General features: G+C 67.6%; 16 protein-coding genes and 2 pseudogenes. 10 read left to right on the plus strand and 8 right to left on the minus strand.

Going from position 1 to position 23,526, the window contains the following annotated elements; all coding sequences use genetic code 11:
- Positions 1-957, minus strand: a 957-nt coding sequence (locus HA630_RS07125) for an IS5 family transposase (protein ID WP_166833657.1), incomplete at its 3' end; no start/stop codon positions are given.
- A 125-nt stretch (positions 958-1,082) separates the two neighbouring features.
- Between HA630_RS07125 and HA630_RS22475 the strand changes: the two genes are divergently transcribed.
- The 5 genes from HA630_RS22475 (at position 1,083) to HA630_RS07140 (ending at position 6,177) form a co-directional block, all read left to right on the plus strand.
- Entirely contained in the window at positions 1,083-1,238 is a 156-nt protein-coding gene (locus tag HA630_RS22475) for a hypothetical protein (protein WP_208300002.1), read from the plus strand.
- A gap of 383 nt (positions 1,239-1,621) precedes the next feature.
- Entirely contained in the window at positions 1,622-2,713 is a 1,092-nt protein-coding gene (locus tag HA630_RS07130; protein WP_166833659.1) for a replication initiation factor, read from the plus strand.
- 7 nt (positions 2,714-2,720) lie between these two features.
- Positions 2,721-3,062, plus strand: coding sequence for a helix-turn-helix domain-containing protein (locus HA630_RS23495; RefSeq protein WP_243855386.1), 342 nt, complete (start codon positions 2,721-2,723; stop codon positions 3,060-3,062).
- 41 nt (positions 3,063-3,103) lie between these two features.
- The gene (locus HA630_RS07135; RefSeq protein WP_371809221.1) at positions 3,104-3,976 is read left to right on the plus strand and encodes a tyrosine-type recombinase/integrase; all 873 of its coding nucleotides are present in this window, start codon (positions 3,104-3,106) and stop codon (positions 3,974-3,976) included.
- Positions 3,977-4,404: 428 nt separating this feature from the next.
- On the plus strand, positions 4,405-6,177 hold the full coding sequence (locus HA630_RS07140) for an integrase family protein (protein ID WP_166833663.1): 1,773 nt from the start codon (positions 4,405-4,407) through the stop codon (positions 6,175-6,177).
- A 402-nt stretch (positions 6,178-6,579) separates the two neighbouring features.
- Here HA630_RS07140 and HA630_RS07145 read toward each other — a convergent pair whose 3' ends face one another.
- Both HA630_RS07145 and HA630_RS07150 read right to left on the minus strand, forming a co-directional pair.
- Positions 6,580-7,383, minus strand: coding sequence for a trypsin-like peptidase domain-containing protein (locus HA630_RS07145; RefSeq protein ID WP_243855387.1), 804 nt, complete (start codon positions 7,381-7,383; stop codon positions 6,580-6,582).
- 83 nt (positions 7,384-7,466) lie between these two features.
- Positions 7,467-8,903 (minus strand): lyase family protein, encoded by a 1,437-nt coding sequence (locus HA630_RS07150; protein WP_166833752.1) that lies wholly within the window; start codon positions 8,901-8,903, stop codon positions 7,467-7,469.
- A 242-nt stretch (positions 8,904-9,145) separates the two neighbouring features.
- Here HA630_RS07150 and HA630_RS07155 point away from each other — a divergent pair, with 242 nt between their 5' ends.
- The 3 genes and pseudogenes from HA630_RS07155 to HA630_RS07165 all read left to right on the plus strand — a co-directional run bounded on the left by HA630_RS07155 (position 9,146) and on the right by HA630_RS07165 (position 11,065).
- Positions 9,146-9,895 (plus strand): SDR family oxidoreductase, encoded by a 750-nt coding sequence (locus HA630_RS07155; protein WP_166833666.1) that lies wholly within the window; start codon positions 9,146-9,148, stop codon positions 9,893-9,895.
- A 31-nt stretch (positions 9,896-9,926) separates the two neighbouring features.
- Positions 9,927-10,511 (plus strand): BON domain-containing protein, encoded by a 585-nt coding sequence (locus HA630_RS07160; RefSeq protein ID WP_166833668.1) that lies wholly within the window; start codon positions 9,927-9,929, stop codon positions 10,509-10,511.
- Positions 10,512-10,516: 5 nt separating this feature from the next.
- Positions 10,517-11,065, plus strand: a pseudogene (locus HA630_RS07165) (bacterioferritin).
- A 56-nt stretch (positions 11,066-11,121) separates the two neighbouring features.
- On the opposite strand, the gene HA630_RS07170 reads toward HA630_RS07165, so the two are convergent.
- Both HA630_RS07170 and HA630_RS07175 read right to left on the minus strand, forming a co-directional pair.
- The gene (locus tag HA630_RS07170) at positions 11,122-12,087 is read right to left on the minus strand and encodes an OmpA family protein (RefSeq protein ID WP_166833670.1); all 966 of its coding nucleotides are present in this window, start codon (positions 12,085-12,087) and stop codon (positions 11,122-11,124) included.
- Positions 12,088-12,107: 20 nt separating this feature from the next.
- Entirely contained in the window at positions 12,108-12,539 is a 432-nt protein-coding gene (locus HA630_RS07175; protein ID WP_166833672.1) for a DUF4398 domain-containing protein, read from the minus strand.
- Positions 12,540-12,715: 176 nt separating this feature from the next.
- Here HA630_RS07175 and HA630_RS07180 point away from each other — a divergent pair, with 176 nt between their 5' ends.
- Entirely contained in the window at positions 12,716-12,931 is a 216-nt protein-coding gene (locus HA630_RS07180; protein ID WP_166833674.1) for a CsbD family protein, read from the plus strand.
- A gap of 78 nt (positions 12,932-13,009) precedes the next feature.
- Here HA630_RS07180 and HA630_RS07185 read toward each other — a convergent pair.
- A pseudogene (locus tag HA630_RS07185) lies at positions 13,010-13,728 on the minus strand (Crp/Fnr family transcriptional regulator).
- A 224-nt stretch (positions 13,729-13,952) separates the two neighbouring features.
- On the opposite strand from HA630_RS07185, the gene HA630_RS07190 reads away from it, so the two are divergent.
- Positions 13,953-14,552, plus strand: coding sequence for a sterol desaturase family protein (locus HA630_RS07190; RefSeq protein WP_166833676.1), 600 nt, complete (start codon positions 13,953-13,955; stop codon positions 14,550-14,552).
- A gap of 42 nt (positions 14,553-14,594) precedes the next feature.
- Here HA630_RS07190 and HA630_RS07195 read toward each other — a convergent pair whose 3' ends face one another.
- Both HA630_RS07195 and HA630_RS07200 read right to left on the minus strand, forming a co-directional pair.
- Positions 14,595-23,180 carry a GH36-type glycosyl hydrolase domain-containing protein gene (locus tag HA630_RS07195; RefSeq protein WP_243855388.1) on the minus strand — a complete coding sequence of 2,862 codons (8,586 nt, stop codon included), beginning with the start codon at positions 23,178-23,180 and terminating at the stop codon, positions 14,595-14,597.
- Positions 23,181-23,426 (minus strand): hypothetical protein, encoded by a 246-nt coding sequence (locus HA630_RS07200; RefSeq protein ID WP_166833697.1) that lies wholly within the window; start codon positions 23,424-23,426, stop codon positions 23,181-23,183.
- Between the last annotated feature and the right edge of the window lie 100 nt (positions 23,427-23,526).

Here is a 23,526-nt window from a genome sequence, read left to right on the forward strand (position 1 = left end):
CACCCCAAACTCGTAGGGCTGGCGGCTCTTACCCTTGTTGATGCAGGAGACCTCCGGCGCATGGAAGCTGTAGAGCTTCGGCACCCCGTCTTTAGCCTTCTTGCTGGCGCTTTGCGCCACGATCTGAGTCGCCCGTGCCAGCGTGGTCTGTAGGGCTGCCTGCACCGTAGCGGCCAGACCCGTCACGGCTGCTGCCTTGCGCTCGATGTCGCGCTGCAGGCGACCGACCACGGTGCGCTGGCGCTTGAGGGTGCGGCGCATGCGACGGAATTGTTTGGCGTGCGCATAGCGCCCCGCCTTGTGGCCCAGGGCCTTGCCTTCCTTGGCGTAGGTTTGCTTGCACTCGATGCCGGCTTGCTTGGCCACCTCCACCAACTTCACCCTGGCGGTCTCCAGCAGCTTGCTGTCGGTGGGGTGGGCAATGGCTTTGTGCTGCACGGTGCTGTCCACAATCACCCGGCTCAATTCCTGCGGCTTGATGAGTTTGAGTTCCACCGCCGTGTTGACGGTCTGCGCCAGCAGTTCCTCGACGCCTTCATCGCCCAGCAGTTGGCGGAACTTGACCAGGGTGGTGGCGTCGCACGGGCGATGGTGCTCAAAGTAAGCTTGGCCCGAGAAGAACTGCCAGGTCGGTGTCTCGCCCCAGCGCTCGACCACGCCTTCGTCGGATTCGTTGAAGGCATGCTTCAGATACAGCAGCGCAATCATGATGCGCAGCGGCACTCTCGGGCGCCCGGCATTGCTCTTGCGGCCCACCACTGCTGGCGCCTCACCAAACAGGTCCAGGTCGGGCATGGCCACGCCCGTGCGGGCCTTGCGCATGAACAGGTGCGACACCGAAGCCTCAATCTGCTGCCAGGGCATGCGCGAAGACAGCACCGCCAGCGGATGGCGCAGGTCGATCATGTGGTCGATGCGAGCGCGGAAGAAATCATCGGTGGCGGGGCAGGCGAGCATTGGAAAAAACTCCCAAGAAATGGCGCTCAGAGGCCATCGAATTGGGAGAAATTATACCGTCAAATGGCCAATAAAGCCAATCAAATCAATGACTTACGAATAAATCAGGACCGACTCGTTACTCGTTGTTTGCGCTGCGGGAACTGGGCTTCGACAAGATGACGGACGCTCAGCTCGAAGAGTTGCTGGTCCACCAACTGAAGGTCTACCCGAACGTCCCTTCGGCCAAAAAGAACCTTCGCGCCCAATACCAGCAATCGCGCAAGATCAAAACCATCTGAAATCGCCATTTGAGATGGTCGCCCGTTCGGGGCCTCGTGTATTCAATCTGTAACCGTTCCAGGAAGCCAAGGTGGCATGCCTGGCACGGCAAAAAGGTTGAATCATGTCCCGCAAAACCTCTCACGCTGGCCGGGCGGCTGGCGTTCCCTGGTCCCCCACGCGAACCGATGCGGATTCGCGGCCCGACGCGGCAGCGGCGAGCGGCGAATCCGCTTCGGCATCGGGTGCGACGCTCAGTAACACAGCACCCTATAACTGCAATGGTGGAGAGCAGGGGAGTTCTGAACCCTCGGTTCCTCACGGGTTTCGCCTGCTGCGGCTTGGCATCGACAGCCTGTACCTGTCCTTCTCCGGTGAACTCACATCCACCGCCCTGGATGCCTTGTCACGCCTCAAGGCCCTGGCCCAGTCCGAACACCTGGAAGAACAATCCAAGGCCCAGTACCCGCTGGCCGGTCACGTCTTCATCGTGTACGACAAGGGCGAGCGCAACTTCCCCTTCGTGATCGAAGACGGCGCCTACCGCATCAAGTTCTCGCGCTCCACCAAAAAGCTGCCCATGGCCTACGTCAAAGTGTCGGCCCACTACCTGGCCCACAAAAGCGTGCAGGCCATCCAGGACGAGCTCCAGTGCATCTTGAACGAGTTGGGCAGCACTGGCCTGCCCCTGGTCAGCCGGATCGACCTGGCGGCCGATTTCGTGGCTGCCCTGGCCATGGACAGTTGGGGCCGCAATGCCTGGATCACCCGCGCTTGTGACATTGACGCTTATTCCAAGGCCCAACACTTCACCGGCTGGACCGTGGGCAAGGGTGGGGCGGTGTCGTGCCGCCTGTACGACAAGACCCGAGAAATCCAGTGCAGTGGCAAAACCTGGCTGTTCGACCTGTGGCGTCCGTCCGGGTGGGTGGAGGGTGAAACCGTGTGGCGCCTGGAGTTCCAGCTCAAGCGCGACTTCCTCAAGACCCGAGGCCTGGACCATGTGCCTCAAGTCCTCGATGCCCTGAGCGGCCTGTGGACTTACGCCACCACCGAGTGGTTGCGCCTGAGTATTCCCAACCCCGACGATGCCACGCGCTCCCGTTGGACCACCCATCCCCTGTGGCTGTGCCTGGCCGGGGTGGACTGGGCCAGCCCCCAGACCTCGCTGGACAAGATCGACCTGCGGCGCATCCCGAGCGAAGACTGGCTCAAGCGCCAACAGTTCGGCCTGCTCACCACCACCATGGCCCTGCACCAGATCGACGACCACCACGAAGCGGCCAATCACTTGTTGAGCGTGACTTACGAGCATTACGACCGGGTGGCCTTGCGCGACGGCCTGACGTTCCAGGAATACCTGCTGGCCCACGCCCGCAAGAAGGCGCGTTTGTTCAGCACCCTGGTCAACGCCCCCGGCCTGGTCGATGAAATGCGCGAGCGCCATGAGGAAGACCTGGGCAACCTCTACCGGCAAGCCTCGCGGGGCGAATGAGGGCGAGATGGACGATGAACACCTTCCCTTGCCGCCTGTGCGTTGCCTGTCCAAGGAACAGGCCGCCCTCTACCTGGGCATCGGTGTCACGCTGCTGGCCCAGCTCGATGTGCCCCATGTGCGCTTCGGTCGGCGTTGCGTGTACGACCGCCTTGACTTGGATGCCTGGCTCGAAGACCATAAGGGCGAGCGAAGGCGGGCCGGAAAGGAGGACACATGGCCCGTCCTGAAGGCATCTACCGGCGACCGGATTCCAGTCACTGGTGGATCAACACGACGCTCCCCAACGGCCAAAGAGTACGCCAAAGCACTGGGACTCAAGAACGAAGTGAAGCCGAAGCGCTGCTAGTCAAACTCAAGCTGGACGCGTATCGGGAACACCACTTCGGGGTGAAACCCCAGCGCAGTTGGCCCGAAGCCGTGATTCGGTACCTGGAACTGAAGAGGACACTGAAGAGTTTTGCGGACGTGCAACGGATTTGCCGCCACCTGGACCGCTACTTGGGCGCGCTGACACTGAACCAGATCAATGGGGACGTGATATGGCGCATCGTCCAGGGCGAGCTCCAGAAGGGCAACAAACCCGCGACGGTCAACCGCTACCTCGCCACCATCCGCAACTTGCTGCGCATGGCCCGCGACGAGTGGCAGTGGATCGACACGTTCCCGAAGATTCGGCTGTTGCCCGGTGAAATGGAAAGGGACCGCTGGTTGACGCGAGAGGAAGCGGAACGTCTGGTCCGCTGCTGCCCGCCTCATCTGGCCGCGCTGGTGCGGTTTGCCCTGGCCACAGGGTGTCGCGCTGGCGAGATCACGGGCTTGGAATGGAATCGGGTGGACTTGAACCGCAAGACCGCCTGGTTGAACCAGACCAAGAACGGCACGCCACGGGGAGTACCGTTGAATGAAGATGCGATTGAGGTATTGAGAGAGCAGATCGGCAAGCACCTGCGGTTTTGCTTCACGTACTTGGGCCAGCCCTTGCGGGCGGACGTGACCAACACGGCCTGGCACAACGCGTTGAACAAGGCTGGCATCGAGGACTTCCGGTTCCACGACTTGCGCCATACCTGGGCGTCTTGGCATCGACAGGCGGGCACGTCTTGCGATGAACTCAAGGACCTGGGCGGCTGGAAGACGCGGAGCATGGTGGACCGCTATGCCAAGTTTGCCACCGAGAACCTGTTGTCTGCGGCGACCCGGATCGAACGGGGTCGGGTGGGCGGTAACGTGATTGCGATGTCACGTTCCTGTCACGGCTGAAAAGACAAAAGGCCTGCAATTGCTTGCAAGCCTTTGTTTTGATTGGCTCCCCGACCTGGGCTCGAACCAGGGACCTACGGATTAACAGGCAGTAGGCCCAGATTTGATAAGGCTTTTATCATTTCTGGATTTCTGTCCTCAGGCCAAAAAAACTTAGCAAAATCATCGCTTTACAAGACTTTCGCTCGCAGAGCTGCGTTAGACTGATAGCTGATTCTATGTCAGTTGGCTACGAGACGTGCCAATTTCTGGCTACGAAAGGCCTCTGAGTTGGCTACGGAAACGACCAACCCGGACCCGCCTGGAGCCAGTCCACCGGCTGCGGTGGACCAACGAGGTGCTGAGACAGCACAGATGCGAATCGTTCGAGCTGCTGGCTTGCAAAAAGGCATGCCAGCAGGTGCGTTCGACTTCACTTTTCTGCTGTCATGAAGAAGAAATCCCTCACCGATGCGTACTTACGAACACTCGAGGCCAGGCGTAAAGAGTTCCTTGTCACCGACAAAGTTCGTCATGTGACGCCACTCGGTACATTCAGCCTTTGCATGCGGGTTTTCCCGACCGGGCGCAAGCTCTGGGTAGCCCGTATCCGTACCAAGTCCCTGCGTTTGACCCACACACTGGGTGTCTTCGTGCCAGGCCGTTTTGACGGCATGACCGCGGATCAAGCTTGGCTGGCGCTAGAAGATTTTGCGTCGAAGTTGTTGGCGCAGCAGCGCGGGGGCAGTCCGTCTGTCGCTGAGGCACCATCTGCTACCGTTCAGCTGAGCCACGACGTAATTCCTCCGGTGCAGCGTCGCTCGTTCTCACCTGCGACGGTCCAGTTTTCCGCTTGCCTGCCGCCTTCCAATCACCCCATTCGAATCACCAACTGGTCGATTCCTGGTCATGCCACCTCGGCTGCGAAGGTGGTGAGTCCATCGACCGCTCCTGGCCACGCGTCTGTCAAGCCAGTGGTACCCGTGCGGCCGTCAACCCCCACAGCGCCTGTCGTGCCTCCGCTTGAACCTGCGCTATCAGATGGTGTGCATTTGACGCCAGGTCCTCAAACTCGAGTGCACACACTGAAAGACGTGGTGGACAGCTACGTTGAAACCCTCAAAAACAAGGGCAATGCGGGCTGTCATGACACCGCAGCGGACTACACCTCATTGTTCGAGCGCCGGGTCACCAAGCCATTTCCGGGTCTCGCCTACAAGGCTGCGCATCTCGTGACCACGGAGGAGATCGTTGACTTGCTGCGTCACGTCATGAAGCAAAAATCGGTGCGGCGCGGACGTGTCGGTGAATCTGTGCATGATGAGCAATCCAACTTGCAGAGCAAGCCGCTCAGGCGAGAAGCCGACAAACTGCGCACGTTGCTCAAAACTGCGTACGAAGTCCACCGTGGTGCGGATCGGGACCCGAACGTCTTGGAGCCGTCGGGGGTGCTGACACTTTGCAAAAGCAACCCGGTGAGCGAGATCAAGCCGGTCAAGGGGGCGAACAAAGCTCGGACCCGCACGCTCACGCCGGAGGAAATCGGCCTCTTTGTCATGCGTGTCAGCGGCATTGTGTCGCCCGCGGCCCGTGCCTTGGAGCTGTGCCTGTACCTTGGTGGGCAGCGTTTGGCGCAATTGCTTCGCTCCGAGATCAAGCATTACAAGTCCACGGACAAGACATTGACGCTGTTCGACTCAAAAGGTCGAAGGGAAGTACCACGGGTGCACGTCGTGCCGGTGGAAGGCCGTGCCGCAGAACTGCTTGAAGTCTGCGTCAAGGACGCCCAGGCGCGTGGCATCACGCACCTGTTCAGCAGCCATGGCAAGAAACCGCTGGATGTGAACACCGTTTCCAAGCTGCTGCGTGCCATCAAAGCCGAACTGTACGTGCAGGGTTTGATCGTCGAAGACTTTGACGTGCGGGATTTGAGGCGTTCAGTTGAAACCCGGTTGGCGGCGTTGAAGATCCCGTCGGATCACCGGGCCAATTTGCTCAGTCATGGCTTGAGCGGTGTCCAGAACCGCCATTACGACTTCCACGACTACACCGACCACAAGCTGAACGCCACGCTCACCCTGCACGACTACGTGGCGCAGTGTGTCGAAGAATGCGTGATCCGGTACCTCGACATTGTTCAGGTGGGCCCGCCTGCGAAAGTCGTGGGTACCCTGGAAGAGCACGTTGCGCGGTTGCGCGAGGCCGGGTTGCCTAGGGCGTGATAAGGACGAGGCGTTCTATCCAGGTCCTCAACCCCGTCTTGTTTCAGGACGCAAGACGGGGGCGGTTTGGTATTGACTGGAATTGTGGGTTGACGGGAGGTGGGATTTGTTGGTGAAATTTTAGGCTTGAAGGGTTCTTCTAGGCTGGCAACGGACGTCGATTCATAGTCTTTGAACGACTGCTAAACCGCCGATAGCGGCCAAGCCACTGCGATCAGATGTCTATCGTTGTCTTTGAGCTCCATGATGCTGCGAATCGTGTTCTGTTCATGGCCGTCAGATCCGCCCGCCACCCCGTTCGACCCAGGATTCCCAAACACCCAGGTTGATTCAGCAACCGAACGCGCCTCGGCGTGAACAACTTACTGGAGAGCAAGAGGGTGTCACGCCAGAAGCGCCGTTTCAAAGATCACCGGTCGTCAAGGTCATCAGCACATCCGCATACCAGGCGCAGTTCAGCCCCAGAGATTCGTCCTGCACCAGGTCGCGAGTGGCCATGTCCATGCGGCTGGAGTGCACGCCCAGCAGACTCCACCGCTGCAGTCCGGAACCATCGACCCCCAGATGGGCTAGCACCGGAGAGCCACTGCTGCCACGGTGCATGCGGGCGTCGGTGAGGAACAGCCCCTGGCCTTGGAAGCGGATGCCGTAGAACGAGGCGATGCTGGCCTGGCGCACCACCGGCAGGTGGTGCACGGTGTCGAAGAACCCGAGCGGGAAGCCCGGGATGGCCAGCCGGTCGCCCACGTCGAAACAGTCGAACCCGACGCCCAGGTGCTGCGGCCCGAAGGGCTGCAAGACACCGCCCCCTGGCATCGTGTTCCGGTCGATTTCGAGGGTCGCCACATCGACCTCTCCGCCGCTGTCGCGGGCCTGGTGCCAGACGGCCACGCCGCCGCGGTACAGCAGGATCGACAACCTGGCCATCCGTGTCAGGTCGCGCTGGTCGGTGTGCATCTCAATCTCGATGCGGTCGGGCGTGTGCCCGCTTTTGGCGTCGAACAGCACATGCCGACTGGTGACGAGGTACAGCCGGTCATCACGTTCGAAGAAGAAACCACTGGCGGCGCTCAGACCCCGTGCGCCAGCAAAAGTGAGCACGCGCGTGACGCCGAACAGCGCCTCATCCCGCGCGTGTGCCGCCAGCAGGGCGCCGGTGGCCAGCCGGACGGGTTCGCCCGACGGCTGGGTGGGTGCGGATGTCAAGGGACTGCTCCTGTGGAGGACTTGTCCCGCCAGGGGCGACGCTGCCACCGGTGACGATTCAAGCAAGACCGTGCGGGGTGGGGTCACGCACAGCGCACCCCGATGAAAACCCATGATACTCCCGCACCTGCGGCTTGCGGCTCAGTCGGGCCCAGCATACGCGAATGAACCACCCAGGCACCAAACTCCGCGGCGCTGACGCCCCCCACCGCCAGCGCCGCCTCGCGCAGACCTAGGCCGTGGGCCTGGGCGTGTCGGGTGATCCTGGTGGCGCGGTCGTAGCCGATGTGCGGCGTCAGCGCGGTCACCAGCATCAGCGAGCGCTCCAGCAGGTCCTGCACGCGGGCCGTGTCCGCCTCCAGGCTGGCAACGCAGTGGTTGGCGAAACTCCGCATGACGTCCGTCAGCATCTCGGTGCTGTCGCGCAAGTTGAAGGCGAGCAGCGGCTTGAAGGCGTTCAGCTCGAAATGCCCCTGGCCGGCCGCTATGCCCAGCGCCACGTCGTGCCCTATGACCTGCGCACAGACCATGGTCAGGGCCTCGACCTGCGTCGGGTTGACCTTGCCTGGCATGATGGAACTGCCCGGTTCGTTGGCCGCCAGGCGCAGTTCACCCAGACCGGCGCGCGGGCCGCTGCCCATAAGCCGGATGTCGTGGGCGATCTTGTTCGGCGCCACCGCCAGCATCCGCAGCGCACCGTGCAGCCGCACCAGCTGCTCGTGTCCGGCCATGGCCGCGAACAGGTTGTCGGCCAGGACAAACGGCGCGTCCAGGCGGAGCGCCAGCACCTCCCCCACGCGGGCGCCGAATGCGCGGTGGGTGTTCAGCCTGGTGCCAACCGCCGTGCCGCCAATGGCCAGTGCGTGCACGCCGGGCAGGGCCTCGCGCAGCGCCGTTTCGGCCAGGCCCAGCTGGGCGTCGTAGCCGCTGAATTCTTGCACGAACGTGACCGGCGTGGCGTCCTGCAGGTGGGTACGACCGATCTTGACGATGCCGGCGAACGCGGTCGCCCGGTCCCGTATCGCGCCGCGCAGCTGCGCCAGTGAATCCAGCAAGGGCCCGGATGCGCGCACCGCGGCGGTGTGCATCGCGGTCGGGAACACGTCGTTGGACGAATGGCCCCGGTTGACCTCGTCGTTCGGATTCACCGGCGGCGCCCCGTCGCCCAGCGCGGCACTGGCGAGCCGGGCGATGACCTCGTTGACGTTCATGTGGCTCTGCGTGCCGGATCCGGTCTGCCAGACCGAGAGCGGGAACTGGGCGGCGAACTCCCCCGCGGCCACACGGGCGGCGGCGGCGGCGATGGCGTCGGCCCTGTCGGGGGCCAGCAGCTCCAGGTCGCGGTTGACCTCGGCCGCGGCACGTTTGATCTCGGCCAGCGACTGGCTGATCGTCAGCGGCATGCGCTGCTGGCCGATCGCAAAGTAGCGCAGGCTGCGCTCGGTCTGCGCGCCCCACAGCGCATCGGCGAGCACTTCTATGGGGCCCATGCTGTCCGTTTCGGTTCGCGTCGGTGTCATCGGCTGCTCCTGGTTCGGACGGTTCCGCAAGGCGTGCCGATCCTCGGTGCAGCGTACAGCAGGACGCGTCTGGAGCGAGTAGGTTTCGCCGAGAGTCATCGCGCCGCGTTACGTCCGCTACCGCACAGACTCGCGACACGGTACGCCCTAAGGTCCACCCATTCCCCAGTGGCTGGTGCTCCCGGCCACGGGGTCCACGGCCGTTGCAGTTCACGGTCACCACCATCGATGGAGTTCGTTCCATGCTGAAAGACAAAGTGGTTCTCGTCACCGGGGCTGCATCGGGCATTGGCCGTTCCATTGCGCTGGTGGCTGCCCGAGAAGGTGCACATCTGGTGTTGGCCGACCTGGATCCGCACGCCGGCAACGAGACCCTCCGGCGGGTTCAGGCCCTGGGCAATGACGCGTTGTTCGCCGTGTCGGATGTGGGGCAGCCCGATGACACACAGGCCCTGGTAGACCAGGCCATGGCGCACTTCGGCCGGCTCGACGTCGCCTGCAACAACGCCGGCATCGGTGGCGCAGCCGCGATGCTGGCCGACTACCCGCTGGATGCCTGGGAACAGGTGATCAACGTCAACCTATCGGGTGTGTTCTACGGCATGCGCAGCCAGATACCGGCCCTGTTGCGCGGCGGCGGCGGTGCGATCGTCAACGTGGCCTCCATCCTCGGCGCGGTCGGCTTTGCCACGGCCGCCGCCTACACCGCCGCCAAACACGGCGTGCTGGGCCTGACGCAGGCTGCCGCACTCGAGTACAGCGCAAAGGGCTTGCGCATCAACGTCGTCGGACCCGGCTTTATCCAGACGCCCATGATCAGCGCGCTGGATGCCGATCCTGCGGTGCACGCCGCGCTGGTCGCGGCGCATCCTATCGGCCGCCTGGGCCTGCCCGACGAGGTGGCCGAACTGGTGGTCTGGCTCGCTTCCACGCGGGCCTCCTTTGTCACCGGCGCATACTACCCCATCGACGGTGGTTATCTCGCCCGCTGAGCCCTCTTTTTTCTAACCGCAGGAGCATTCCATGACCGCACACCACCGCATCCGCACCGCCTTTCTGGCCACCAGTATCACGGCCCTGGCCGCGCTCGGCGGCTGCAGCAAGTCTGCTGAAACCGAAGCCACGCCTTCGCTGTCCTCGCCCATGACCCTGGGCACCCAGGTGGACGACGCCGTGATCACCTCCAGTGTCAAGTCCGTGCTGGTCGCCGACGACCTCGTCAAGAGCCTCGATCTGCAAGTTGAAACGCGCAAGGGCGTGGTGCAGCTCAGCGGCTATGTGGACAGCCTGGCCCAGATCGACCAGGCCGTCTCCCTCACCCGGGCAGTGGCCGGTGTGGCAGGGGTTGAGAACGCCATCACCCTCAAGGGCTCCCCCAGCACCGTGGGCACCGCGATCGACGACACCACCGTCACCGGCCGCGTCAAGGCCGCGCTGCTGTCGGACCCAGGCATCAAGAGTTTCGACATCAGCGTGCTCACCCACCAGGGCGAGGTTCAGCTCACCGGCTTCGTCAACAGCCAGGCCCAGATCGAGCAGGCCGGCAAGCTCGCGGCGGCGGCCGAAGGTGCGAGCAGCGTCAAGAACGAACTCATGATCAAGCAATGAACGCCATGACCGCCACCCACAAGATCACCTCCGTCAAGGCGCTGCGCAAACAAGCGCGCCAGCACATCGAACACGGCGCCGTAACCGATGGCTACCGCGCCGACCGCTCCCGAGTTCTCAAAATGCTCAATGAAGCGCTGGCGACCGAAATCGTCTGCGTGCTGCGCTACCGGCGCCACCACTTCATGGCGTGCGGCGTCCACGGACAGACCGTGGGCGCCGAGTTTCTGGTGCACTCCAACGAAGAGCAGGGCCACGCCGACCAGTTGGCTGCGCGCATCGTGTAACTGGGTGGGTAGCCCGACTTCTCGCCCGACAGCCTCAGCGCACGCAGCCATGCCGAATACGTGCCCGCCAGTACGCTGCCCGAGATGATCCGGGAGAACCTGATTGCCGAACGTATCGCCATCGACGGCTGCCGTGACATTGGCCGCTACCTGGGTGACCAGGACCCGACCACCAGCGACCTGCTCAAGCAGATCCTGGCGGTGGAAGAAGAACATGCGGACGATCTGGCCGATCTGCTGGAAGGCATGCCCGCCGGCGGTAACTGACCAACAAGGGCAAGCGATCTCCCTTGGGGGCCATGCGGCAACGCATGGCCTTTTTTTTAGCGTGTGCTGATCTGGCCGTTGTCATCGGACAGCACGATCTCCACACGCCGGTTCATCTGTCGGCCGGCGGCCGTTTCGTTGCCGCTCACCGGGGTGGACTCGCCGTAGCCGCGTGCGCTGATGCGCGCACCTGCAATTCCCTGCTGCAGCAGGGCCGACCACACCGCGTCCGCCCGCTGGGTGGACAGGGCTTGGCTGTGGGCGTCGCTGCCTGAGCTGTCGGTGTGGCCTTCGATCAGGGCATTGCGTTGCGGGAATTCGTTGAGCACCGCAGCGAGCTGCTGCACCAGCCGCTGGCCGCCAGGGCCCAGCGCGGCGCTGTCGACGTCGAACAGCACGTCGCCCAGGGTGACCACCAGGCCGCGCGGTGTGGGCCGGGCGTTAAGGTCTTTGAGCCGGGCTTCCAGCTGGCGGTTGCGCTCCAGCGCTGCCTGGGTCTGGCGTTGCGCCTGCGTGGATGCGCTGCGCGCTGCAGCTGCGTCACGTTCGGCCGCGGCGGTGTCGCGTTGTGCGGCCTGCGTGGCCTGCTGCGCCGCCACGGTAATGCGCTGGGCGGCGTCGGCTTCCTGGGTACGTGCGTCGAGCTGGACACTCCGGCGCCGCGCCTCGGCGGCGTCCAGCGCGTCCTGCGCAACCCGGGTGTCCAGGTTGGTAAGCACGATGGCAGCGCGCTGCGACGCGAGGTACGACAGGTGGTTGACCTGCGCCTCGCTGGCGCTCTCGTTCCAGGTGGCGTTGGCGCGCGCCAGGGCGTCGGTGGCGCGTTGCAAATCTTCGCCAGCGTAGCCCTGCGCACGCGGGTCTTTGCGCACGTCGCCGTAGTCGCGCCGGGCCTGGTCGAGCTGGGCGTTGCTCTGCGGCATGCCGCCACAGGCGGACAGCGTGGCCGCTGCCACGAAGGTCAGTGCAAGGGCCAGGGTGCGACCCGGGAGGGTAGAAAAGAACGTGGTGGTGTGTGTCATGGTGGTGCTCGGTGACGGGGTTACTGTGCTGCGCCGCGTTCGATTTCCTGGCGCAGCACGCGGTTGTCGTCCTGCACGGTGGCGGCGGCTTTGCCGGCCTGGGCCTGGGCCTGGCGGGCTCTGGCTTCGGCCAGGCGGGCGTCCACCAGCGCGGCTTCGGCCAGCATCTGTGCGCGTTCGTATTCGGTTTCCAGCATGGACGCGTTGGCGCGGGCCAGCTTGTCGCGCGCCAAGGCCATTTCGGCGGGGGCCGATGCGGCGGCGCCAGCGCGTGCCGCGCTCTCAAGCGCTGCTTCGGCAGCGGCGATCTGCGGGTTGGGCGGGGGCGGCTGGCTGGCGCAGGCAACCAGCAGCGCCGCGAGGCCCATGGCCAGCGCACTCAGGGGCCACCGGTGGTGCGTGAGCAGCGGAGTGCGGCCAGAGACCGGGCAGGGTGTGGGTGTGTGGTGCATGGAACGGCCTCCTGGGCGGTGAGAAAGGGGCGTGGGCGCGAACGCGTCGGTGCACTGGCATACACAAGTCGATAAAAAGCGCCGGACGTGGGTTCGATGGCGCACAGACGCCGCGCCCGGGCCGCGCGATAAAGCACCACGGCGAGCGCGTTGTTCACCGCCACCAAAGGATATGTATGAACTGGGACACCATCGAAGGCAATTGGAAGCAACTGACCGGACAGGCCAAGGCGCAGTGGGGCAAATTGACAGGCGATGACCTGACGCAGATCGCGGGGCGGCGCGACCAGCTGGCCGGCAAGATCCAGCAACGCTACGGCGTCGCCAAGGAAGAGGCCGAGCAGCAGATGCAGGACTGGGTCGCCAAGGCCGATGACACCTGGCTCAAATGAGCTTGTGTGAGCACGCCCGGCCAGCCCGCCGGTCGCGTTCTCCCGCTTCGAGAGCACGCACCGGGCAATTTTTCGTGCTCAGGCGGGAAGGGTGTGGAACAGCACCTGGTGCAGCGCCCGGTCGGCCGCGTAGAAACTGCAGGCGCGCGCTTCCAGCGCGCTGCGGTCGAGCACCGTGAGCTCGCCGCGGTGGCAGCGGATCAGCCCGCTGTGCTGGAACTCGCCGGCGGCCACCGTCACCCCAACGCGGCGCACGCCCAGCATGTTGGCGATCAACTCCTGCGTCATCACCAGTTCGTCGCCGCTCAGGCGGTCCAGGCTCAGCAGCAACCAGCGGCACAACTGCTGGTCCAGCGAATGGTGGCGGTTGCACACCGCCGTCTGCGCGATCTGCGTGATCAGCGCCTGCGTGTAGCGCAGCAGCAGGTGCATGACCGGGCCTGTGCGGTTGAACTCTTCCTTGATCCGCTGCGTGTTCAGGCGGAAGCCGTGGCCTGCGCTTTGCACCACGGCGCGGCTGGGCGTGGTTTCGCCGCCCATGAAGAGCGCAATGCCCCATGATGCCCTCGCGCCCCACCACGGCAATTTCGGCCGAGGCGCCGTCTTCCGGCACGTACAGCAGTGACACGATGGCCGTGGTCGAGAAGTACACATGGCTCATGCTAGCACCTGACTCGTACAAAACCTTACCCAGCGGCAGTTCAACGGTCTCCGGGTGGGGGGGCCAAGCGCGCCCATTCGGCAGGCGGGATCGAGGCCAACAAGTCGTTGGCCGATTGCGCGGGTGGTTGGTCCATGCGGTGGCTCCTCGGTTGCGGGCGGACAAAAATCCAGCCCTTGGGTGTGACTTTCTTGGAGTCTATGCGCGCACCGGTGGTCGGTATGTTCGATAGCGCACATACAGGTGTAGTCGCGGGGATCGCGTTTTGTGTTGGCTGCAGCACAGACCCGAAGGTGCTCGTGGCCGACCATCTGCACCACCGCGCCGCCCGTACATTCACAGGCACGCACAGGACAACGCATGCCCGCCTTTGCCATGGAACACAGCCCCGCGCGCTACCACGCCGATTTCATGATCTACGCCGTTGCGGTGGTTTCACTGGTCGGCTGGCTGGCCTGGAAGGCACCAGGCGGCATGGGGCCGGGACTCGCAGGGCTGGCGCTGTCGGGGCTGGTCGCCTGGAGTGCGCTTGAATACGCCCTGCACCGCTTCGTGCTGCACGGCCTGCAGCCCTTTGCGCGCTTGCACGGCGAACACCACCGTCGACCAGCGGCCCTGATCGGCACCCCCACGCTGGTGAGCGCGCCGCTGTTCGGCTTGCTGGTGGCGCTGCCGACGGTGTGGCTGCTGGGGCCGTGGCGCGGCGGTGCGCTCACGCTGGGCGTGCTCGCGGGCTACCTGGCCTACGCCAGCACGCACCACGCGCTGCACCACTGGAAGCTGCGCAGCCCCTGGTGGCGGGCCCGCAAGTTCGCGCACGCCCACCACCACCTGCTGCAGCCCTGCTGCTTCGGTGTCACCAGCTGCTTCTGGGACAAGGTGCTGAGCACCGGTGGCCATCCGACGCGCCGCCGCACAGCGGCCCCGGTGCACATTCCGGTGGTGCGCCGCCGCGGCTAGGGCCTGTTCGCGATCGGGTGTGCGCAATGCCCTCTAAGCCTCTCAGCCCAGCGGAACGACGAACACGCTCTCGGGCGGCAGGTCGGCCCAGCACAGGCGCTCACCCACCCGCAGCAGTTGCGCGTTCAACCCCGGGCAGGCCGTCTGCGCCGTGGCCACATCGGCGCGCAGCAGCACGCAACGCAGGCGGTGCCCGTCGCGCTCCAGGGTGATCTCGGCGCGCGGCCAGTGCAATGGCAGGCAGGGAGTGAACCACAGCCAATGGCCTTGCCGGTGCAGGCCGAGGATGGATTCCACCGCACCACGGTGCAGCCAGCCAGCGGCGCCGGTGTACCAGCTCCAGCCGCCGCGGCCGGTGTAGGGCGGCTGGCTATACACGTCGGCCGCCACCGCGTAGGGCTCCAGACCATAGCTTCGCCCCCACTGCGGGTGCGCGGCGCGGTGGGCGGGGCTGAGGTAGGTGAACAGCCGGTACGGCGTGTTGTGGGCGTCGGCGTTGCCCGGCTCGCGCAGCGCCGCCACGGCCGCGGCCATCAGCGCCCAGGCGCCGGCATGGGTGTACTGGCCGCCGTTCTCGCGCACGCCGGGTGGGTAAGCCTGGATGTAGCCGGCGCTGGGCACGGCGTGCACCAGCGGCGGGTTGAGCAGCCGCACCAGACCGTGCTCGGCGTCCACCAGTTCGGCGTCCACCGCCTGCAGTGCCAGGCGCTGGCGTTCGGTGGTGGCCTCCCCCGAGAGCACGGCCCAGGCCTGGGCGATCAGGTCGATGCGCGCCTCGGCCCCGGTGTGGCTGCCTAGGGCGCTGCCGTCGTCGAAGAAGGCGCGTTTGAACCAGGCGCCGTCCCAGGCCTGTGTGCCCAGGGCCCCGCGCCAGCCCGCGAGCGCAGCGTTCCAGCGCAGCACCCGCTGCGTTTCGCCGCGCGCCTGTGCCAGCGGCAGCCAGGCGCTGACGATGGTGCACAGGAACCAGCCCAGCCACACCGATTCGCCCCGCCCCTCGTGACCCACGCGGTTCATGCCGTCGTTCCAGTCCCCCGTGCCCATGAGCGGCAGTCCGTGTGCGCCCACGCGCAGGCTGTGGTCGATGGCGCGCGCGCCGTGCTCGAACACGCTGGCGCTGTGCGCGCTCACCGCGGCCACGTCGTAGTGGTCTTCGGCGCCTTCGGGCACCGGCGGGCCGCTCAGGAAGGGGACTGTCTCGTCCAGCAGCGAGGCATCGCCGGTGGCCTGCCCGTGGTGCGCGATGGCCAGGGGCAGCCACAGCAGATCGTCTGAAAAATGCGTGCGCACGCCGGCGCCTCCGGGTTCGTGCCACCAGTGCTGCACGTCACCCTTTTCAAACTGCCGTGCCGCGCACCGCAGGACCTGGGCGCGCAGCAGCGCCGGGTCGGCCCAGACCAGGGCCATCGCATCCTGTAGCTGGTCGCGGTAGCCGGTAGCGCCGCCGGCCTGGTAGAAGCCGGCCTTGGCCCACAGGCGCGACGAGACGGTCTGGTAGAGCAGCCAGCGGTTGACCAGCGCGTCGAACAGCGGGTCGGGCGTTTGCACCTGGGTGGCGCCCAGCAGCCGGTCCCACTGGTCCTGCGCGGCCTGTTCGCGCGCCTGCGCATCGCTGTGCACCGCCTCGCGCATCAGGGTGCGCGCGGCCTCGGGGCTGGCGGCGTGGCCGATCAGGAACACCTGGTCGATGGCCGCCCCCGGGCGCAGCGTGAGCGGGCGCGAGAGGGCGGCACAGGGATCCAGCCCCGCGCCGCTGCGCTGGCCCAGCTGTTGCGGCAGCACCAGCTGCCCGCGGGTGTCGAAGAAGGCGCGGCGGTCGCAGGTCCAGTCCAGGGCCTCGGGCGCGTCCACGCCCTCGTGCGATGTGCAGAAGAAGGCGGTGCCTCCGCCCAGGCCGGCGGCGGCCTCGGTCTGGGTGCACAGCAGGCCGGTCAGGCCGGCCTCGGGCGGGGTGGCGAAGCAGGGCCGGGTGACCAGCGTGGCACGGTCGCTGCGCTGCTCTCCGAGCAACCATTCCACCAAGCCGGTGATGCGCAGGTGGGCCTTGCCGCTGCCCCGGTTTTCCAGCCGGATGCGCACCTGCTTGAGCGCACTCACCGGGTCCACGCACCAATGCACGCTCACAGCCAGCGGGCCGCGCTGGTGGGTGATCGTCGTCAGGCCCTGGGTGTGGGTTGCGGTGTAGTCCACGCCCTGCGCGCCCCAGGCCGAGGGGGTGACGCTCCAGATGTCGCGGCTGCGGCGGTCCTGCAGCAGGAACCACTCGCCCGGTGGGTCGGCCACCGGGTCGTTGGACCAGGCGGTGAGCTGGTTCAGACGGCTGTTGAGCGCCCAGGTGGGGCCAGCGCCGCTGTCGGATACGAAACAGCCGAAGCCAGGGTTGGCCAGCACGTTGATCCAGGGCCGAGGGGGGCGCTGGTCGCCGCCGACGGTGAAGACGTGGTCACGCCCTTCGCGGTCGAAACGGCCGGTGAAGTGGTCGGAGGCCGCACGCGGGCGGCGCAGCGGCACCGGCTCGGTGGCGGGGCCCACCCACACGCGGGGCATTACGGCCGCGTGCCGCTCGGCCCAGGCGCGCACCTGCAACAGCAGCGGCCGGCCGTCGGCGAACAGGTGTACGCGCGCCAGGCGCTGCAGCGAGGCCAGCTGGGCGGGCGAGAGCTGATCGAAGCGCCACCGGTGCAGCGTGCTGACCGCGGTGATGCCAGCCGCCGTCGCGGCACCGGGCTGCTCGGTCATCAGCGTCAGCTCGTGCTGCAGCGGCATGTGGTAAGAGTGCGCCTCGTTGCTGAGCACCACCAGGTCGCAGGGTACGCCGGCGCGCGCCCACTCGCGCTGCGCCTGCACCAGAGCGCGCAGCAGGCCCATGCCCTTGGGCGGACCGGCTGTGACCAGCAGCAGCGGCCGCGTGCCCGACAGGCCGAGCGGCCAGAGCCGGCGCCGGTCGCTCTCGATCCCTTCGGGCACCTCGGTCACGCCGGGCTCGGCCATGACCACCCGCGGCAGGGTCTGCACCAGCGCGGTGGTCAGCGCGTGCAGGGCCGGTAGGTCCTGGGTGCGCGGCCGTCCCGTCGCCACCGGGATGCTGGCCAGCGTGGCCGACATGACCGAAGAACGCTCGACGTAGCTGACCTGGCGGTGCTTATCGACCACGGCCATCAGGGTGGCGGCGTCGGTGCTGGCGGCTGTAGCAAAGGTCACGCAGGCCTGTGTACCTGGTTCGATGCGCAGCCGCACGCCCAGCGCGGCCACCGGGTCCAGCCCGGTGGGCAAGCCCTGGGGCTGCGCAGGCACTGGCTGCAGATCGGCCAGCGGCTGGCTGGCCGGGTGGTGGCGGCCCAGCCAGCGGGCACGGTCGGTCTGGCAGCGCAGGCCCAGCACCTGGCCCTGCGTGCTGGCCACGAAGTGCGCCGCCTGCAGGGCCCGCTTGGTGGGCAGGCGCGGCGTGCGCACGAAGCGCAGCGCCTGCTGCGCGGGCAGCCAGTCGGCCTGCACGAACAGGCCGGAAAACGCCGGGTGGGCCTCGTCTGCGGCGTGGCTGGCGAGCGTGACATCGAAGGCCGAGATCAGGTCCAGTTCGATCGGCTCGTCGCCCGCGTGGTGCAGCACCACCTGGCGCAGCTCGATGTCGTCCTCCGGGCTGACCCAGACGGTGGTGCTCACGCGCAGGTCGTCCCAGGTGGCGTCGTAGACCACACGGTCGGTGTGGTAGTGCGCGAGGTAGCGCGCTGTCGGGTCGGGTGCGGGGTGGCTGGTCAGCGAGACCGGTGGCGCCGCCGCGTCGCGCCGCAGGTAGAGGAAGCTGCCGTGCGCATCGCGCAGCGCGTCGTCGCGCCAGCGCGTGATGCCGGTCTGCCCGTGCCGGCTCCAGCCCGCACCGCCGGGCCGTAGCGTGACGGTGTAGCGTCCGTTGGACAGCAGGTGTGTGGGCGCCAGCGCCGGTTCGCCGGGCACCAGTGTGCGCACCGGCGCCAGGGCGCGCGGGTGCAGCTCTTGCGGCACCGGGCCGGGCAGCGGCAGTGGCGGCGCCAGTTCGCGCGGGGCACGTTCGTGCAGCAGCGACGCCACCGCCTGCAGCCGCGGGTGGGCCATGCCCCAGCGCTGGGCCAGGCCGCCGTGCAACAGGTTGGCCAGCGCCACGATGCTCATGCCCTGGTGGTGCGCCATGCAGGTGCGCACCAGGGTGTGGCTGGGCATCGTTCCCGCTCCATGGGTCTGGCGCGCAGGGGTGTAGTCCAGCGCTTCGAAAAAGCCATGGCGCCCGCGCGCGCCCAGGCTGTCGAGCAGGCGCAGATTGGCGCAGGCGGCGCGCGCGTCCACCAGCGTGGCCAGCACGCTGGCATAGGGGGCGACCACGTGTTCGGCCGGCGGCGTGCGGCGCAGCGCCAGCCGGGCCACGCCCTGCGGTGCGTACTGGTAGGCCAGGGTGTGGTCGCGCACCGCGCAGGCGCTTTCGGACTGGCCCCAGGGCAGGCCACTGCCGGCCACGCAGGCGCGCTGTTCGCGCAGCGCGGAATGGGCCGCCTCGTCCAGCGCGCTGCCGCGCGGCTCGGCCATCACCAGGGTGGGCATGAGGTACTCGAACATCGAGCCCGACCACGAGCGCAGCACGGCGTGGCGCCTGCTGGCGAAGAAGGGCCGGCCCAGCGCCGTCCAGTGCTTGACCGGCACGTCGCCCTTGGCGATGGCCAGCAGGCTGGTGCTGCGCGACTCGGAGGCCAGCAGGTCGTAGAAGGCGGTGTCGAGCTGCTGCTCGTCGGGCCGGTAGCCGATGTGCAGCAGGTGGCGCCGCGGGTGGTAGAGGAAGCGGAAGTCGGCCGCCCAGGCCAGGGCCTCGAAGGCGTCCGCGAGGGCCAGCAGGCGCTGGTGGGTGTGAGATGCCAGCGGGTCGCAGCCGGCGTCGGCCGCCGCCTGGTCGCGCAGGGCCGAACGCCAGGTGGACAGGTGGTCGGCCAGCAGCCAGCGCAGTTCGTCGTGTGCGGTGGGCGCGTGGTCCACGATGCCGGGGTGGCCGGTGGGCGGCAGGCTGTCCAGTTCGACGGCGGCGGCCTGCAGAAGCGCGGGAAAGCCCCTGTGCAGGGCCGCGTCGGCGGGTGACGGCGGTTCCGTCTCGAACAGGCGGCCCAGCGCGGTCTGGGCCAGCGGCCGGTGCAGCCACGGCGACAGCAGGCCCAGCAAGGGCAGCAGGCGCCGGCGCGAGCGCACGAGCGCCTGCGCACAGGCGGGGCTGCCGTCGGGTTCGCGGATCAGTTCGCGGCAGGCCTGGGCCACGGCCAGCAGGTGCACGCACAGGTTGCCGCTGTCTACGGTGGACACGTAGCGCGGCGGCAAGGGCAGCAGGGTCTGGGTGTCGTACCAGTTGAGGAAGTGGCCCCGGTGGCGTTCGAGCCGCTGCAGGGTGGCCAGCGTGGCTTCCATCCGGGCCAGCAGGTCCTGCGTGCCGATCCAGCCGAAGCGCCGCGCGCAGGCGGTGCTCAGCAGGTACAGACCGATGTTGGTGGGCGAGGTGCGGTGGGCCACCATCTCGTAAGGTGCGCTCTGCAGGTTGTCGGGCGGCAGGTGGTGGTTGGTCGCTTCCACGCTGCGCTCGAACAGGCGCCAGGTGTCGCGCGCCACGCCGTGCAGCCATTCGCGATCGGCCGCGGGCAGCGGCGGCGGGTGCACCGCCCACGGCCGGTTGGCGGCCCAGACCGCCAGCGGCGCCGTGCCCCACAGCGCGACCAGGGCCCACGCCAGTGCACCGGGGTGGTGGCCGGAGAACGCCCAGGTGATCGCGTACACCACTGCCAGCAGCGGCCCGGCCCGGTGGCGGCGCAGCGTGGCCCACAGGCCACCGCCCAGGCCGGCCTGGACGGCTTCGGCGGTGGTCCACTGCAGCAGCTGGCGGCGGCTGCGCGCCAGCCGGTGCGCGGTGCGCAGCACGGCGTCGAGCGCGCGCAGCGCGAGCTGCGGCAGCTGGGCCAGCTGCCAAAGGCCACCCGCCAGCGCGCGCAGCAAGTCCATTGCAGCGGTGGTCACGAAACGTTCGCCAGCCAGGTCCCAGCGGCGCGGCACCCAGGCCGCGAGGGTGCCCATCAGCGGGCCGGCGGTGTAGGCCGCCAGGCTCAGGGCCAGGGCCACCGGCAGCGCCAGGCCGTGGCCGCCCAGGGACAGGGCGATCAGCGCCAGCGCGGCCGGCGCCACCAGCGAGCGGCGCAGGTTGTCCAGCAGCTTCCAGCGGTTGATGGCGCCCAGTGGCCAGCGGCGGTGCTGCCACAGGAAGGGCAGCAGCTGCCAGTCGCCGCGCATCCAGCGGTGCTGGCGGGCGGCGTCGGCGTCGCTGTGCTCGGGGTCGGCTTCGATCAGGGTCACGTCGCTGACCACGGCGCAGCGCACCAGCGCGCCTTCGAGCAGGTCGTGGCTGAGCACCTGGTCGGTGGGCAGGCGGTCGCCCAGTATGGCGTGCAGCGTGGCCACGTGCAGCAGGCCCTTGCCGGTGAAGCTGCCCTCGTCGAACAGGTCCTGGTAGGCGTCGGAGCTCATGGCGCTGTAGGGGTCGATGCCGCGCTGCCCCGCGAACAGCCACTGCCAGGGCGTCTGCACACCGGCGGTGGGCAGCGGCGGGCTCAGGCGCGGCTGCAGGATGCCGTAGCCGCGCTGCACGCGCCGGCCGCTGGCGTCCAGCACCGGTCGGTTCTGCGGGTGCTCGGCCACGCCCACCAGCGCGCGCAGGCGGCCGGGGGGCAGCTGCGTGTCGCTGTCGAGCGTGAGGATGTAGCGGGTGTGGGGCGCAGTGCGCGAAAGTTCGGCCAGGTCGAAGAACGGGCCGGGTTGCCCGGTGGCCAGCGCCTCCACCAGCTGCTGGAGCTTGCCGCGCTTGCGCTCCCAGCCCAGCCAGCGGCCCTGGGTTACGCTGAAGCTGCGCGCACGGTGCAGCAGCAAGAAACGCAGGGGCTGACCGGGACCCACCGGGTGGCGCTGGTTGAGCGCGCGCAGCCCGTCGACGGCGTGGGCCAGCAGCGCCGCGTCGTCGGTGTGCAGTTCGCTGTCGGCGTCGGTCCAGTCGCTGAGCAGGGCAAACTGGGCACAGGCTTCGGGGTTGGCCAGGTGGTGCAGCTGCAGGCGTTGCAGGAGTGCGTCGATGCTGGCGCGGTGGCTGAGCAACGCCGGCACCACGACCATGACGCGGGCCTCGGGCGTGATGCCGCCGGCCAGCAGCAGGCGCGGCAGGTGCATGGGGGGCACCGATTCGCTGATGAGCCGGTTGACCAGCGCGACCACCGCTTCGGACGCGGGCAGCAGCATCAGCAGACCGGTGAACGCGACCAAGGCCAGCGCGGGCGGGCTGGTGCTGGCCACGGCCGGCAGCAGAGCGGCCACCAGCGCGACGCTGCCGAGGGCCAGCGTGCCCAGGTAGGCGGGTGTGCGCGCCACGCGCAGCACCGGGCGCCAGGCACCGCCACGGTGCTGGCGCACGCCGAGCGCACGCTCCAGCGCCGCACGGCCATCGCCCTGCAGCCAATGCGCGGCCAGGCTCGGTGGCTGGGTCGCCGAGAGGTGGCCGAGCAGCTCGCGCGCCACCTGCGCTTCGCTGCGGCCGCTCTGCGCCGCCAGGCGTTCGATGCCGTGCAGCGTGGTGTTGCGGGTGGAGTCGTCTTCGGCGGCGAACACGGGCGAGTTCAGCATCTCGCGGATCACGCGGCTGGTGCGGGCGACGATGTCTTGCCAGTCGGCCGCGCCGATCAGGCGCAGCGCGGTGACGGCGTTGCCGATGCTCAGGTGGTCGGCCGCCTGGTTGGCCGATTCCTGCGCCTGCAGCGCGGCCAGGTCGGGCACCTGGGTTTGCAGCCAGGCCAGGATCCGGGGCAGGCCGTCGTCGCCGGGCATGGCGACCTGGCCGGCCAGCGCGCGCATCAGCGCCGCTAGGAACACCGGGCCGACGCCGCGCCGCACCATGAGCGCGTGCAGGGCCTGCAGTTCGGACAGGGCCATGCGGTGGATGCGCTGCGCGCACAGGCTGGCGAGTTCGCGGGCGGCTTTCTGGCTGGCGATGCGGTCGGCCAGCCGGCGCAGGTTTTCCACCAGCACCACGCGCAAGGTGGTGGGCAGCGCCCACAGCTCGCCCTGGCTGAGTTCGCGGGTGTCCTGGTAGGCGTCCAGCAGCTGCACCAGCAGGTCTTCGTCGAAGGCGCTGTCGGTGTGGGCGATATAGGCCCAGGCCACGCCGTAGATACGCGGCAGGCCGGCCAGCGGTGCGTCCAGTAGCACCGGCAGCGAGCGGTAGTAGCGCGCGGGCAGGCCCTCGCGGATCTCGCGCAGCTGCGCCTCGATCAGGTGGAAGTTGTCAAACAGCCATTCGGCTGCGGGGCTGATGTCCTGCCCGGCATGGGCTTCGCGCGCCACGTACTGGTAGGCCGCGCGCAGCGTGCGGATGTTGCTCTGCAACCGCGGGTAGAAGGTGGCCTGGCCGAAGCGGGCTGGCCCGGCGCGGTGCGAGCTGCCCAGGCTGCGGCCGTGTTGCGCCAGTCGCGCCGCGCCAAAGAGTTCGGAGCGGATGGGCTCCAGCGCCACGCCCTGGCGGGCGTCGAGCATGCCGGCGAGCAGGGACGGTATCCAGGTCCACCGGGCCCGCAGGCTCGCCAGCGCCATTCAGCGCAGCAGCCACGAGGCACCGAGCAGCACGGCCAGCACCAGCACGGTGGTGACCACGCGCGCGGCGAGCAGCTGGCGCAGACCGACGGCGCCCGACTGCAAGCCGTGCAGGCGGCCGCGACAGGCGCCGCAGTCGCTCAGGTGGGCGCTCAGGGCGCGGTGTTCCAGGGCCGAAGCGCTGGCCGGGCGGCCCAGCGAAGCGGTATCCCAGCTGGGGGAGGAGGAAGAAGGGGTATGTGCCATGGTCTGCGCCTGTCTGGTGAGGGTGGAAAGTGGCCGGTCAGCCCGCAGAACGGTTGTAGGGATTGGGGGCGAACGGGTCTGTGCGCCGTCGAACAGATCC

The organism is Aquabacterium sp. A08 (genome assembly GCF_011742065.1).